The organism is Fibrella aestuarina BUZ 2 (assembly GCF_000331105.1).
In the GTDB taxonomy this organism is placed as follows: domain Bacteria; phylum Bacteroidota; class Bacteroidia; order Cytophagales; family Spirosomataceae; genus Fibrella; species Fibrella aestuarina.
In genome coordinates this window covers 2,140,813-2,155,732 of record NC_020054.1, presented here as the reverse complement: position 1 = coordinate 2,155,732, position 14,920 = coordinate 2,140,813, and the positions used below count along the sequence as shown (strand labels likewise).

The 14,920-nt window shown below is 54.0% G+C and carries 14 protein-coding genes and 1 tRNA gene; 8 read left to right on the top strand and 7 right to left on the bottom strand.

The genetic code is table 11. The features are described from left to right. Positions 1-337: 337 nt before the first annotated feature. Positions 338-411: transfer RNA gene (locus tag FAES_RS08710), tRNA-Ala, on the bottom strand. Between the two features lie 74 nt (positions 412-485). Further along, a complete protein-coding gene (locus FAES_RS08705) occupies positions 486-968 on the bottom strand; it encodes a hypothetical protein (protein ID WP_015330838.1) in 483 nt (160 codons plus the stop codon). Positions 969-1,291: 323 nt separating this feature from the next. On the opposite strand from FAES_RS08705, the gene FAES_RS08700 reads away from it, so the two are divergent. The 7 genes from FAES_RS08700 to FAES_RS08670 all read left to right on the top strand — a co-directional run bounded on the left by FAES_RS08700 (position 1,292) and on the right by FAES_RS08670 (position 8,810). Next, the gene (locus FAES_RS08700) at positions 1,292-2,623 is read left to right on the top strand and encodes a sensor histidine kinase (protein WP_229364559.1); all 1,332 of its coding nucleotides are present in this window, start codon (positions 1,292-1,294) and stop codon (positions 2,621-2,623) included. Beyond that, positions 2,601-3,269 (top strand): response regulator transcription factor, encoded by a 669-nt coding sequence (locus tag FAES_RS08695; RefSeq protein WP_015330836.1) that lies wholly within the window; start codon positions 2,601-2,603, stop codon positions 3,267-3,269. The genes FAES_RS08700 and FAES_RS08695 overlap by 23 nt, the downstream gene beginning before the upstream one ends. 95 nt (positions 3,270-3,364) lie before the next feature. Further along, on the top strand, positions 3,365-3,898 hold the full coding sequence (locus FAES_RS08690; protein ID WP_015330835.1) for a DUF4890 domain-containing protein: 534 nt from the start codon (positions 3,365-3,367) through the stop codon (positions 3,896-3,898). A 143-nt stretch (positions 3,899-4,041) separates the two neighbouring features. Next, complete coding sequence (locus FAES_RS08685; protein ID WP_015330833.1) at positions 4,042-4,677, top strand: peroxiredoxin; 636 nt, start codon at positions 4,042-4,044, stop codon at positions 4,675-4,677. A 99-nt stretch (positions 4,678-4,776) separates the two neighbouring features. After that, a complete protein-coding gene (locus FAES_RS08680; RefSeq protein WP_015330832.1) occupies positions 4,777-7,506 on the top strand; it encodes a family 78 glycoside hydrolase catalytic domain in 2,730 nt (909 codons plus the stop codon). A gap of 130 nt (positions 7,507-7,636) precedes the next feature. Then, positions 7,637-7,876 (top strand): hypothetical protein, encoded by a 240-nt coding sequence (locus FAES_RS08675; RefSeq protein WP_015330831.1) that lies wholly within the window; start codon positions 7,637-7,639, stop codon positions 7,874-7,876. 154 nt (positions 7,877-8,030) lie between these two features. Next, positions 8,031-8,810 (top strand): glycoside hydrolase family 25 protein, encoded by a 780-nt coding sequence (locus FAES_RS08670; RefSeq protein ID WP_015330830.1) that lies wholly within the window; start codon positions 8,031-8,033, stop codon positions 8,808-8,810. A gap of 77 nt (positions 8,811-8,887) precedes the next feature. Here the strand turns inward: FAES_RS08670 and FAES_RS28890 are convergent, their stop codons facing one another. From FAES_RS28890 to FAES_RS08650, 4 genes are all read right to left on the bottom strand, one after another. Next, a complete protein-coding gene (locus FAES_RS28890) occupies positions 8,888-9,769 on the bottom strand; it encodes a YfaP family protein (RefSeq protein WP_015330829.1) in 882 nt (293 codons plus the stop codon). Positions 9,770-9,805: 36 nt separating this feature from the next. Beyond that, entirely contained in the window at positions 9,806-10,750 is a 945-nt protein-coding gene (locus FAES_RS08660; RefSeq protein WP_229364452.1) for a TolB family protein, read from the bottom strand. Between the two features lie 124 nt (positions 10,751-10,874). Further along, a complete protein-coding gene (locus FAES_RS08655; protein ID WP_015330827.1) occupies positions 10,875-11,453 on the bottom strand; it encodes a porin family protein in 579 nt (192 codons plus the stop codon). 55 nt (positions 11,454-11,508) lie between these two features. Then, positions 11,509-12,045 (bottom strand): outer membrane beta-barrel protein, encoded by a 537-nt coding sequence (locus FAES_RS08650; protein ID WP_015330826.1) that lies wholly within the window; start codon positions 12,043-12,045, stop codon positions 11,509-11,511. A 121-nt stretch (positions 12,046-12,166) separates the two neighbouring features. Between FAES_RS08650 and FAES_RS08645 the strand changes: the two genes are divergently transcribed. Continuing rightward, a complete protein-coding gene (locus tag FAES_RS08645) occupies positions 12,167-14,134 on the top strand; it encodes a sensor histidine kinase (protein WP_015330825.1) in 1,968 nt (655 codons plus the stop codon). 19 nt (positions 14,135-14,153) lie between these two features. Here the strand turns inward: FAES_RS08645 and FAES_RS08640 are convergent, their stop codons facing one another. Further along, on the bottom strand, positions 14,154-14,819 hold the full coding sequence (locus FAES_RS08640; RefSeq protein WP_015330824.1) for a response regulator transcription factor: 666 nt from the start codon (positions 14,817-14,819) through the stop codon (positions 14,154-14,156). Positions 14,820-14,920: the final 101 nt, after the last annotated feature.

The window sequence follows — 14,920 nt, the reverse complement described above, 5'->3', positions numbered from 1 at the left end:
TACCAATTTTATTGTTTCGCGTACAGGGGTCTTTATGATGTTTCAGTATGTACTGTTTGTATTGTTCGCAGTTGGCCGGTTTAAACTTTTTGGTTGGTAGATCAGTAAGGCCGCTTTGTTGAAGGAACGCGGTAAACTCTACGCCAAAGTATCTATACACTTTGTAGCTGTCGGGCCTTAGATACGCCTGTTTCCGTTCAAGATACTCTGTTAGATCGTCTATAATGGTCGGTAGTAGTGCCATTTTAGAGTTAAAATTACGGTGGTTGGAATAGTACAAACGCACAAGGCCCAAACCTTTCGGTTTGGGCCTTGTGACTTAAAATACTGCTATTAGTGGAGAATATCGGATTCGAACCGATGACCTCTTGCATGCCATGCAAGCGCTCTAGCCAACTGAGCTAATCCCCCATTGCGGGTGCAAAGATGTGCGATTCGGCGGCATGAGTCAAGCCCTTCTTCTAAAAAAAGTGGGGCTAACTGGCCTACGACGCGTCAACCATCTCAGCGTCAGCGATAATGTAATTCAGTTCGTAGATATTGTCGGCGTTCAGTTTCAACGTACCCCGGAATGTGCGGCGTTCATCGGTCTTGAATTTGCGACCCGGCTTCTTGAATTTGAGCGAAACAACCGACTCTGGGCCAGCCCCGCCGCAAAAAAAGCAGGCTGAATACGGAAAGGCCGACAGTACATACACATTCGATTCCAGATCAACGGGGAGTACATAACCAGTTAATTCCACTGGTTTTCCGTTCATTTTCTGAACTGTTGGGCCAAAAGTTGGGTAAAGCATATATACCGACTCTTCGGCGTACCATTTCTTTTTGAACGTTACGTCGCGCAGGGCTTCCCATGACAGTTTGACAGGATCAGCGGCAGACGGTGTTACTGTGGTTGCAATGGGGGCCGGGCGAAAACCTACCAAGCTAAGACTGCCGATGAACAGAAAGACAATGAGACGCATCATACTTAAGTAAGTTTTTTAGACAATGAGTAAGTAAGTTTTTCAGCTAATGAATTAGTAAAACTACAATATTTGTTAGTTTTACAAGAAACCAATACACATTGAATTTGGCAATAGCAGCTTTACTCAACGATTAACATGAAGGTCTGATGACCACACCCGTTCAATTAACAAAGTTGTACGTAGCCACGTTGCTAAGTCTGGCGCTGTTGCTGACAGTTGCTGAAGTGATTACGCAGTGGCAGATTGATAAGTTCCAGGACGAGCTATGGGTGATTCGCTACACGGCTCTCCAGCGAAATCAAAGCCAGCAGATTGCCAAAAAAGTGCTTCAGTTGGCCAATCAGCACGATTCCGTGCTTTTTGTCAGCGCCCGTAATGAGCTGGGCAGCCTGTTCAAAACCTTCGAACGATACCACATCGCGGGGCGACAGGGTACCGTACTCGGCCCCGACGGCGTTACGTCAACCCGCTCGATCAGCAACAGCGACACCGTCAATCGCCTTTACAAAGCGGTCAGCCCACACTTTATTGCTCTACAAGTCAGTCTTAATCAGCTACTTAAGATCAGCGGCCCGGCGCAAATGAAAAGTCCCGAGGCGAAAGCCAGTATTGCCTTATTGCTGGCTAACGAGTCGTTATTTCTGGAAAAAATCGACGCTGTTATCCGGCAGTATACCGGCGAGCTTCGTTATAAACTAACTCGCCTTCAACGACTTGAGCTTATTTTTCACATACTTACCCTACTGACTCTGGCCGGTATCGGCTGGTTTGTTTTCCGGCCTGCGGTTGACCGCCTCCGGCAGACCCTATCACGGTTAATTATTGCCGAGAAACGTACCGCTGATGTTAACCGAAAACTCCGTTCACTTAACAAATCGTTAAAAAAGGCGCGGCAGCAGCTTTATGAAGCTAGTCAGCGGCAACTTCAGGAGCAGGCCGACGCGCAGAAGAGCCGAACGGCCTACCTGATTACTGGTCAGGAAGAAGAGCGTAAACGTCTTTCGCGCGAGCTACACGATGGATTAGGGCAGATGCTCACGGCCATAAAACTTCAGATCGAAGGGCTGGAAGTTAAACTGTCGAAAGGCCGCGCCGACGAAGTGAATTTAGCAACCCTAAAAAATCTGATCACCCAAACGATTCAGGAAACCCGTTCGATCTCAAACAATCTGATGCCCAGCGTGTTGAGTGATTTTGGCCTGTCGGTTGCCCTGCGGCGGCTGGCCGAATCCCATAACCGGGCCGAACAAAAATCAGCTGAATCGGCTCAGATTGAGTATACGGTTGATAAGGAGTTTGACAGTGCCCCGCTTCCGCTTGACCAAAACGTTGAAATTACCCTTTATCGGGTTGCGCAGGAGTCGATTACCAACGCAATCCGGCACGGGAAAGCCCGCCACATTCGCCTTCACCTGCAACAACAGAACCAACAAATACAGTTTACTATTGAGGACGATGGCCTCGGCTTTAAAACGCAACGTCTAACTAAAGAACCACACGGACAGGGTGTGCACAATATGCATGAACGAATAAAACTGCTCAACGGTACCTTTGTAATTCACTCAACGCCCGGAGAGGGCACCAAAATCTCAGTCAATATTCCGTATCATTCACAATTAATTGCTCACGATTATGATCAAATTAATGTTGGTTGACGACCACGCCATTGTTCGCGACGGGGTTCGCTTATTGCTCGAACAAGGTGATGGTATTGATATCATCGACGAAGCCAACGACGGCGAAGAAGCACTCGAAAAACTCAAAAAGCACCAGACCGACGGCACTCTGCCCGACGTACTGTTACTCGACATTTCGATGCCCGGTATGTCGGGTATCCAGACGGCCCAACAGGTGGCCCGTTCGTATAAAAACGTGAAGATCCTGATGTTGTCGATGCACAACAACGAGGACTACATCCTGCGGGCCGTTGAGGCCGGCGCGCTCGGCTACATCCTGAAGGATTCGTCGAGCGATGAGATGATGAAAGCCATTAAGACGGTAGCCACGGGCGAGAAGTACTTCAGCTCGCCGGTAGCCACCATTATCCTGAACGGCTACATGCAGCAGATGCGGAAAGATCCCAACGCAACGGTTGGCAAAACCCGCCGTTCGAAGCTCTCGAAAAAAGAGAAAGAGATCCTTAGCTACCTCATCGAGGGGCTTAGCAGCCGGCTCATTGCCGAAAAGCTGCAGCTCAGCGTTCGGACGGTCGATAACCACCGCGCCAACATGATGCGTCGGCTTCAGGTGCGTAATGCCGCCGAATTGGTGCGCATGGCCGTTGAAGACAAACTAGTATAAGGTATTCCTTATGAAAAAGGCATGATGGTTACGGCTATTATGCCTTTTTCATAAGGAATACCTTATTTCGTACCCACAATCGTAACGTAGCTTCTATGAAAATCTTCGGCTTACTGGCCCTGTCGGCCGGGCTGTTTATCGCCGCCACCGCCACGGGCTTCGCTCAATATTATGGGGGAGGCATGGGCCGCCCCATGGGTGGGGGTATGGGTGGCATGGGCATGGGTCAATCGCAGGCCAATTTTAAACCCAACGTACCCAACATTGCCGGCGAACTGGCCAACCGCGAAACCAAATGGCTCAAGGAAAAGCTCAACCTGACCAAAGAGCAGGCTAAGGCCGTAAAAGACCTTAACAACGAATACGGCAAGCAGCAGCAGGAAGCCATCAAGGAAATTGTGGCCCTGAACGGCAGCGGTAAACCCAGCGAAGCCCAGAATAAGCAGATCCGGGATGCCATGATGATGTATAACGAGGATAAAGAGACGAAGCTGAAACCGATTCTGACGCCCGAACAATGGGCCTTATATCAGACCAGCAAAGACGACATGCAGCGCGAAGTGGGCGGCATACGTCCCCCGGCACCACCCGAGTTCCGCACGAAGAAAGACAGTACCAAGGCAAATTAGCCAGTGGCGATCTGTTTCGGAACCCTTTCGCCTTACCCCTTCGTTACGTTTACAACAAATAGGAAGCCGGTGAACAACCGGTTTTTCCGTTTCTAGTTTACCCTATTAAGTTGATCGAATAACAACACTAAACAGATTTAACCATGTCACTCCGATTAGGCGACATTGCTCCTGATTTTACGGCCAACACCACCGAAGGCCCGATTCATTTCCACGAATGGCTTGGCAACTCCTGGGGGATGATTTTCTCGCACCCCGCCGATTTTACGCCTGTCTGCACCACCGAGTTGGGCCGTACGGCGCAGCTCAGCGATGAATTTGCCAAACGCGGCGTGAAGGTGATTGCCGTGAGTGTTGACCCCATCGATCAGCACCACGAATGGGTGAAGGACATTAACGAGGTCAACAACACGACGGTCAACTTCCCGCTGATCGCCGACGAAAACCGCGAGGTGGCTACCCTTTACGACATGATCCACCCCAATGCCAGCGAGAAAGCGACGGTTCGGTCGGTGTTTATCATTGGTCCCGACAAGAAGATCAAGCTGACACTAACGTACCCAGCCAGCACGGGCCGGAATTTCTTCGAGATCCTGCGCGTGATCGATTCGCTGCAACTGACGGCCACTTACTCGGTTGCTACCCCCGCCGACTGGCAGGAAGGCGAAGACGTGATCGTGACGCCCGCCGTCTCCAATGATCAGCTCGAGGAGAAATTTCCCAAGGGCGTGACCTTCGTAAAACCATACCTGCGCAAAACCCCGCAGCCGAATAAGTAAGTTTGGCTTTAGGCCTCAAGAGTAGGAAGGAGTAGGACGAAACGAAGATAGACTTGTCTACCTTTCGGGCATTTGTCAGACTGCTCCCTACTCTTTTCTATGCGTACGCTCTTACTTACCCTTGCCGGTGCCGGTTTGACGGGCTTGGTTGCCGCGCAATCCACCGTATCTCAGCTCCGGGTTGAAAACCTCACGAATCCGCTGGGCATTGGGACCCCGCAACCCCGGCTAAGCTGGCAACTGACCTCCCCCACCCGCAACACCAAACAGACGGCCTACGAAATTCGGGTCAGCCCGGCTGAGGCCTCGTTGGCTAAAGGGGCTGCCTGGCAATCGGGGCGAGTGGCCTCCGATTCGTCGGTGCACGTTGGCTACAAAGGCGCACCGTTGACCTCGGGCGGCCGGTATCAGTGGCAGGTACGTGTGTGGGACCAAACCGGCAAGCCATCAGCCTGGAGTGGGCCAGGTACGTTCCAGGTCGGCCTGCTCAGCCCCGCCGACTGGACAGCCCGCTGGATCGGCCCCAACCCCGCCGACACGGCCGGTCAGCCGTCGCCGCTGCTTCGGAAAGCCTTTACCGCCAAAAAAGCCATTCGCTCAGCAACGGCCTTCATCACTGCCCACGGCATGTATGAAGCGCAGATCAACGGCCAGCGGGTGGGTAACGCTTACCTGACCCCCGGCTGGACAAGCTACAACAAACGCCTGCAATACCAGACCTACGACGTTACGAACCTGCTGCGGAGCGGTCAGAATGCCGTGGGCGTCATGCTCGGCAGCGGCTGGTATCGGGGCAATCTAGCCTGGTCGAACGCCCGTAATCATTACGGGTCCGACATTGCGCTGCTGTTCCAACTCCTAATTACATACACCGACGGCAGCACCGATACGGTCATTTCCGATGGAAGCTGGCAGTCATCGACGGGGGCAGTTCGTCACTCGGAGGTGTATCATGGCGAACTCGTCGACGCCCGCATGGACAAACCCAACTGGGCTACAGCGGGCTACAGCGCATCAGACTGGCATCCGGTCGTGGTGGCCGATTACCCCAAAAACCACCTCGTTACGACGGTGAACGAGCCGGTTCGGAAACACGAAACCTTCACCATGCCCAAACTGATTCGCACGCCAAAAGGCGAACAGGTACTCGACTTTGGGCAGAATCTGGTTGGCTGGGTCATGCTGCGGGCCACGGGCAAAGCCGGTAGTCAGGTACGGCTGACGCACGCCGAAGTGCTCGATAAGGCGGGCAATTTTTACACCGAGAACCTACGGGCGGCCAAATGCGAGAACACGTATGTGTTAGGCGGTACGGGCCAGCCTGAACTGTTTGAGCCCCACTTCACCTGGCAGGGTTTCCGGTACGTACGCGTCGAAGGCGACGCCCAAAGCATCGCCACGATCGATCCGGCCAGTTTCACGGCGGTGTCGTTGTATTCCGACATGACGCCCACGGGTACGTTCACCAGCTCCAACGCGCTGCTCAATCAGCTACAGCACAATATCCAGTGGGGGCAACGGGGCAATTTCCTCGACGTACCCACCGACTGTCCCCAACGCGACGAGCGGCTGGGCTGGACAGGCGACGCGCAGGCTTTCTCGCGCACGGCGGCGTTCAATTTTGGCGTCAATGCCTTTTTCAGCAAATGGCTGCGCGACGTAGCGGCCGATCAGCTCCCCAATGGGTCGGTGCCGTTTGTGGTGCCCAACGTGCTGGGCGCGGGGGCCTCGGGCAGTGCGGGCTGGGCCGATGTGGCCACGATTACACCCTGGGATATGTACCTGGCCTACGGCGACCGGCAGTTGCTGGCAACACAGTACCCCAGCATGAAAGCCTGGGTCGATTACATGACCAAGCAAAGCAAAACCGACGAAAACGGGCGACCGCTCTGGAACAGCGGCTTCCATTTCGGCGACTGGCTTTTCTACCGGCCGTTCGACGACAATGATGGGCGCTCGGCCGTAACCGACAAATACCTGATCGCCCAGTGCTTCTTCGCACATTCGACCCAGCTGCTGGTAAAAACGGCGCAGGTGCTGGGCAAAACCGACGACGTAAAAACATACCAGGCCCTGCTCGATCGGGTGAAGGCGGCCTTCCGGCAGGAGTATGTGACGCCCAGTGGCCGCTTGCTTTCGAATACGCAGACGGCACATGTGCTGGCGCTCCAGTTTGATATGCTGCCCGAATCGCAGCGGGCCGCTACCGCCCAACGGCTGGTCGACAACATCAAATCGTATGGCAACCACCTGACCACGGGCTTCCTGGGTACGCCCTATCTGTGCCACGTACTGAGCCGCTTTGGGCACGACAGCGTCGCCTACGATCTGTTGCTGCAGGAAACGTACCCGTCGTGGCTGTATCCGGTGAAGATGGGCGCCACCACCATCTGGGAACGCTGGGACGGGATTAAGCCCGACAGCACCTTTCAGACGCCGGGCATGAACTCCTACAACCATTACGCCTATGGGGCCATCGGCGACTGGATGTACCGCGTGGCAGCGGGCCTCGATACCGACGAGCAGCAGGTGGGTTATCGCCAGCTGCGCATCCGCCCGCACCTCGACCCCCGCCTGACGCAGGCCGAAGCCACCCTGCAAACGCCCTACGGACAGGCGAAGTCGGGCTGGACGACGACCAACGGTAATGTGGTGATGAACGTGGAGGTGCCCGCCAACACCACCGCGCTCGTATCGATTCCGGCTAAATCGGCCGCACAGATTCGCGAGAATGGGCAGGCCTTGTCGGTGCCCGTGCGCAACACAGCGGCTGGGTACGTTACGGTTGAAGTGGGTTCAGGTACGTATCGGTTCGACGTGAGCAAGTAACGGATTAAGGCAGCGGGAGGGTAATTCTGAGTTGGCCATAGAAAAGTAATTTTAGACTATAGATCATGTAGTTTTTCAAACATTTGCCAGCACACCCTGTTAGGCAGACGTACACTAATTTCTCAACGTCATGCCAAAGAACCTGAATCCCAAGCACGATGAAGGCCCCGTAGCGGAGGCTATCGAACAGCAAACCGCCAAGCTCCCCTCCGATGTTTTTCTGTGGGGTGGTCTGGGCGCACTCGCAACGGCGGCGGCCTGCTTCGCCAACGGCAAACGTCATGAGGCGCTGCTGATTGGTCAGTGGGCGGCTCCCATCCTGATTCTGGGCCTGTATAACAAGGTCGTGAAACTGGAAGGGTCAGACTAGCCACAGCGGGCCCAACGTATAACGGGCGCGGAGTGAAGGTCACGGGGTAGCCAACTACCCACCGGCCTTCGCTCCGCGCCCGTTGCTTTTCGTATGTTTGTAAGGCCCGACGCGCCGGTAGTTCGACGCCTCAAGCCCGACCAGTATCCCCCGCATGAAGGTATCCACGTTATTCCGCTTTATCTACCATCACTACAAACGCGTTATCTGGCTTGGTTTGGGGCTGTTGGTGAGCGGGCTGCTTATCTGGCGACTCACGCGGCCGGCCGATACCATGCAATGGCAGTTCGTGGAGGCCTACGGCATCAAATTCCCGACGCGCTACACCGTGCATGGGCTGGATGTGTCGCGGCACAACAGCCGCATCAATTGGGACCGGGTCGCCGCCATGAACACGGGCGGTGTTCGCCTTCAGTTTGTGTTTATCAAAGCCACCGAAGGCGCTACGCTGGGCGACCCCACCTTTGCCAAAAACTGGAAAGAAGCCAAGCGCGTGGGATTGCAGCGGGGGGCTTATCACTTCTACCACCCCACCCGCGACCCCATCAAACAGGCCAACAACTTCATCAAACGAGTTTCGCTAAAACCCGGCGATCTGGCGCCCGTGCTCGATTTTGAAGTGACCAACAACGTACCTGACGATAAGATCATCGCCGACCTACAGGTTTTTCTGGATGCGATCGAAGCCGAATACAACATCCGGCCCATCATCTACACCAACGCAACCCTGTATAAGCGCTTCATCAAAGAGCATTTCGACGTGTATCCGCTCTGGATTGCCGATTACTCCAAGTCGGACCTGAATCGCTATGACGCCGATAAGCTGTACATCTGGCAGCATAACAAAAACGGCTGGGTACGTGGTATTCGCGGGTTCGTCGACATCAATACCTTCGTGATGGAGCCCGACCGGATCAACGAGCTGACGCTGTGATCCGTTTTAAGGGAGCCAAGCCCTGACAGCTCAAGCCCCCTTACACGGTACTTACCCGCTTCCGCAGCGTCGACAGCCTAAAACGTAATAGTGCTACCGCTCTTGGTAAACGTGGTCACGTTGACCGTTCGGACGTTGAACGAGGTATTACCCGTAAATGACTTCGACCCACCGGGGTAGCTAACCGTCACGTAGAAGTTAGTTTGTGTGGCGGCCCTGTAGGCATTTACTCGAACCTGATACCTGCCGTCAGGCGCATTTTGGGTCCAGAAAATATTCTCGGGACCGTAGCCGCTTGTATCATCCCGATCAAGCGCCCCACCCGATGACGACGACGTATTCCTATACGAGATGATCTCATTGGCCGGGTCCGTTACGTATAAATCCTGATCGGTGTCGTCATCCCACGACAAGCTCACCTGAATGGCACCAGTGCCCAGACGTAGCACGTTGATAGTTACCGTTACCGGGGCACTTACCCGGCCATTTGCGTCGTACACACAGAATGCCAGCGTGAATTGGCCATCCAATACGTTGGTCGGAATACCTACCGGCAACGACAACCGACCGCTGGCCGATGAATTACTGCCGTAGGGAATGCGGAAGTACCGATCGGCGCCCACGACCTGTACGTAACAACCGGCCAAATTGCCACTCACGTTCTGATAGGTGTAAGTGAGTGGTGCCGTACTACCGTTGGATGAGATCACCGTGGTGTAGGGCGAGTTCACGACGGGCGTACCGCTACTAGTTGTTGGGGAAGGGGCGTCGCCCGCCTGGGTCTGCGTTCCTGAAGGCATGATGAGTACCTGACTCAACAAGGATGCGTTGGCCGGGTCGATCTCGGCAGGCAAAACGTCGGCGGGCTTTTTACAGCTGCCCGCCAGCAGGGCCAGCGAGATGGCGAATAGTATCACCCAGAAGCGATTGGTACTGCCGAAGGTGGAGAGAGTTTGCATAATTAGCGGGTAGTTATAGGCTACTAGTAGCGTCAGTTAGCGCGTTGAGCGGGGCTTTACCTTCCAGATGTTGTAGTTCCGATCGGCGTTGGAGTAGAAGTAGATCGTACCATCCGGGCCAAACGTGGGGTCGCCCTCGTCTGTGTCGCCCTGAGTAAGCTGCACCAACTCAGTCCCATCGGCCTTCATCATATACAGGTGATGGTTCTTCTTCTTCGGATTTTCGCGATTGCTCACAAACGCGATGTACTTACCATCCCGCGAAAAGGCCCCGTCTTTATTGTTGTAATCGCCCTGGGTGAGTTGAGCTTTCTGGCCCGTCTTCAAATCGAGCGTAAACACCTGTACCACCTTACCCACACGGCCGTTGTAAATGATCTTCGTGTTATCATTGGGATTCAGCGCCAGGTGCCCGCCTTCCGTCAGGACGGTGAAGTTGCCACCTTTGGCATCCATCGAGCAGATCATCCGGCTCTTGCCCATGAAGGTGGTGAAGAAGATCTGGCTCATGTCGCGGTTGATGACCGGCTCAGCATCATCTTCGCCCATTTCGCCCTGCGAGATATAGTTCAGGCCAACCCCGGCCCCATTCGACCGCGCAATGACGGGGCGCATGGGCTTGATGTAGGAAAAAATAATACCTGATCCATCAGGCAGCCAGGTTGGATAGGCGGCATCAACCACAAGCGGGTTTGTCACCGGCGATCCAATCTCCTTTTTAATAATTCTGAATTTCTTGTCGGTTTTGGTCGTCAGACTGCCCGTCTCTGAAACCGTGAAATACGTTGTCTTTTCCAGACTGTTGTAGAGCAGCGATTTGCCATCTGGGCTTACGCGCGGGTAAAATTCCTGACCCGCATCGACGGTTTCGCGAATGAGGCCTTCGGCGTTACCCGTTGCCGATGGGGCCACCGGCCCTTTCTGGGCTAATGCAGCGGTCGCCAGGCAGGAAAAGAGCAGGCTGTACGTGTAAATTTTCATCATCTGATTCGATTGATTAAGACTCTATTGCCATTTTTTCAGAAGAAAAACAGTGCCACCTGATCGGTGCAGATGGCGCTGGATGCTTCACAGAATTATCAGAATACGACTGATTAAGAGGAGGTTACTCACCGAAGAAGTAAGCGACTGATAAGCCGAATGTGCTGTTGGTGTTGCTTGAGCCCGTGCGGGGGGCATTGGTAGCGATGTTGGTGAAGCCCGTGTTGTAGAACAGGTTGACGCTGATTTTTTGCTCAGTCAGTTCGTACCCACCCAGCAAGCTAAGGCCCGCGTCCACTGTTTTCAGGCCGTCGACTTCATCCCCATCGGAATCACGGGCACCAGCCAGAATACCGATGTAGGGCCCTAGTCCGCCGAAGAGCTTACCCGTTCCAACCTCGGCCTTGTACACAGCATGGATAGGGATCTCGATGTATGACAGGTTGATCGAGTAGGTGAGCCCACCTGCGCTCACGCTGGCCCCTTTGGTGCTATAAAGCAGTTGGGGGCGGATCAAGACATTATCGTTGATGGCGAGCTCAGCCACCCCGCCAATATGGAAGCCGAACTTACTATCCAGTCCCGTGGACCGGATCGACGCCGAGTGGAGTCCACCGACTATCCCAAAGCGTTTGGAAATTTGGGCATGCGTCAGCGTGCTCATGCTTATTAGGAGCACAAAAGAGAGTAGTATCGTTTTCATGAAATCAGGTAGTTATCAGGGTCTTGTAAACGCACAGTACCGCAGGCCAGATACGTTATTTGCGCCCGCCGCCGATAGTTGTGCCGATCTTTAACGAGAAGTAGTTACTGTCTTTTACAAGGTTGTATTCGAGCCCCAGCCGGAAGTGCCCGATTTGTAAACCTGCCCGTGGGGCAATACCGAATTGACTGGTCTCGCCAGCGATCAGCTCCGACTCGTCGCTATCCGACAGATACAGGTAGCCCTTGTAAAGCCCCAGGCCAAGACCAACGTAGGGCCGCACGGTGCTTTCGCCAACATAATATTCACCCGTGAGTTGAGTAGCCCGCACGATGGCCAGGGCTGTGATCCCGCTGCTTTCGGCAGACGCCAGCACGGCGCCTTCTACCTTCACGCCCACCGCAATGTTGTCGGTGATGTTGTACTTAGGCTCGATCGAGAAATTGATACCTCCGTTGTTACCGGTTCCGCTCTGGCTTGATTTCGAGTAGCCGGTGGTGATGTCGACCTTGAAAGCGCGGTAGTTTTCAGACTGGGCAAAGCCCGTCAGGGCCGCCAACAAGCTGGCGGTAAGACACACTATTTTTTTCATGGTATGAGATAGAAGCGGTTTAACAACGCTTCAAAGGTTCACACCAGATGGTTACCAAAAAATCGTAATAATTACGATACACTAAGTGACTTTTGCGGCGGTTCGGGTAAGTCTGCGCCCTATGTTTGCACTCCTAGCCACACACACCATGCCGTCGTCATTTACCTTCTGGAAGGGCCTGTTCCTACTGTTCATCAGCGGGTTATGGACCCATCGTCTGACGGCTCAACCAGTGTTGGTCATCGACAGCAGCCAGATGCACGTTGAGACAGGACTTTGGGCCGAGTGGCTGGCCGACTCTTCTCGCCGCCTGACGTTACACGACGTAATCAGCCCGGCCGTGAGTCCGCGTTTTCGGCTCGTGAATACGCAGTATCCTAACGCGGGCTACACCCTCGACGATTATTGGTTACGGGTACGTATCCGCGTGGTGGGTCCCAATCAAAAACCGGGTGAAATCCTCTTTTTAGAGAATGCATTTCCGATAGCTACCTCTGTAGACCTATTTGTTCTTGACAGCACAGGGCGAGTGTTGGAAACGCATCGGTCTACCTCGTGCAGTCTGGGCGATCGTCGGGAGGTACCTCATCCCCATTTCGTGTTTACCATGCCGGTACGTCCGGGTCAGACACTCACCCTCTACGTCCATAGCCGCAACGAGATGGGGCTGCAATACCTGCCCCTGACGATCTGGCGCGAGGCTGCTTTCGATACTTATACGATCCTGCTTCATTACGGCTGGGGCATCTACTCGGGCTTTGCACTGCTGGCACTGCTACTTCATTTGCTGCTATATGGCTTCACCCGCGAACGCCGCTATTTATTGGTAGGGCTTATGGTAGCCAGTTACCTGCTTTATGAGACAAGCCGGGGAGTAGGGCTGGGCATGCGCTATCTGTGGCCTGAGCGTCCTTGGCTGCTCTCCCATGGCATCAATCTTTTTTTCACGCTGTGGATTTTTGCTTACCTCTATTTTTTCAATCAACTGTTTGCCCTTCGCCAGACGGCCCCCATTTGGCATCGGGTGTTTATCGGGTTAGGCCTGCTGAATATCACGCTATTTGCCTTGTCTCTCCCCGACTGGTGGGTACCAAGAGCGGCGCTGCTAGTTTATCAGGGTACACCCATTATGTTGACCATGTTTGCGTTGGGCTGCTATGTTGTCTGGCAAGGGCAGCGTTGGGCTATCTACTATGTAGTTGGTACGGGGGCTTTGCTATCGGGTGGCCTACTGCTTGTTTTAAGCCGCTCTGGCTTACTGACAGCCATGAGCAGCAACCTAAGCGCCATGGCACTGAGTGGCGGCACCATGCTTGAAATCAGTTGTTTCACGCTGGGCATTGCTGCGCAGTCGCGACGCGAACGGCATGAACGGCGCGTTGCGCAGGCACAGCAACGAGAAGCGGCATTACTTAACCAACAGGAACGCCAGCAACGGGAACGCCAGGAGACTGAAGCTCGCCTCCTGGCCCGTATCGATGAGCGTCGCACTGTGGCCGACAACCTCCACGATAACCTTGGCAGCATGTTGTTCAGCCTGCAACTTCGGCTCGATGGGCTGAGCCGGCAACCGGCGATCTCAACCGATGATATTCAGTCTGTTCAACACCTGTTGCTACAGGCACATCAACGATTTCGGTTAATTGCCCACAATCTGATGCCCGACGAGTTTAGCCGCCAGGGCGGATTGGCTCCTGCGCTTACATCATTTATTGACGAACTCAATCTGGTATCGACCACATCCTTCGGGCTCTATGTAGATCCTAAAGCTCAACTATTACCACCTAACACCCAGTTTGCCCTCTACAACATTGCTTTTGAGCTGCTACAGAACGTGTTGCGGCATGCACAGGCTTCGCAGGCCAGCCTTCAGGTACGTTGCCCTACGTCGACGCTCGTACTGCTTAAGATGGAGGATAACGGCATCGGAGTGGCTAAAACTAAACTAACCGACAGCCGTGCTTTCTCCACTATTCGGCGGCGGGTCGAGCAGGCTATGGGTCAATTTCAGATCGGTTTGCTAGCGGGCGGCGGCACTCGGGTCGTCGTTGAGTTGCCTGTCGGGCCGGACAGTGAAAGACAGTCATGACCCAGATTGATGTACAGGCTTATTCAAGCAAATGACGAATGGCAAAATTGCGTAACTCTACATCGTGATGAATCTGAAGCTTTTCGCGAGCCATGTTAAGCTGAGAATAGACGGTGGTTACGGCCACCCGCCGCTCATGAGCGATCTCCTTCGGTTCGAGCCCCTGGCCAAAAGCCCGTAGCGTTTCCACCTCCTTCCGGGTTAGCGGCTGCAACTGCGTAGCTTGCTGGGGGCGTGGGGGCGTCGTGAGCTGATGCATGCGCAGCCGTAGGTCGTGGGGAGCAATGTACGGATCGGGCAGGCGATCGACATTAGCAGCCCAGCGAATAGCCTGTTCAAAGTCAGCAGGGGTGCTACGCTTGCTCAAAAAACCCGCAGCCCCAGCCCCCAATACCTGCCTGATTGTAGCGGGTTTTTCATCGGAGCTCATGATTAGCACCGGTAAGGAGATGCCCAGTTCACGCAGTTGTAGCATCAATTGGATGCCCGTAGTTGTATCGCCCAGATAGAGGTCCGAGAGCACGACATCGACAGCATCCTGTCGAAGCTGCGTCAGTGATTCATCTACGGTCTGTGTTGCGCAAACGATTTGTAAGCCAGCAGAGCGGCCAAGTTCATAACTGAGCCCGCTCTGCACAATGGGGTGATCATCCACCAGCAGGACGCGGACGGGATACGTGTACATGATTATGAGTAGATTAGGATAGAAGCATTTAGTGAATTTATTATTCACCAAAACAGCTACCAATATACAAAAAGGAAAGTCCCACTCAGCGCTGAGTGGGA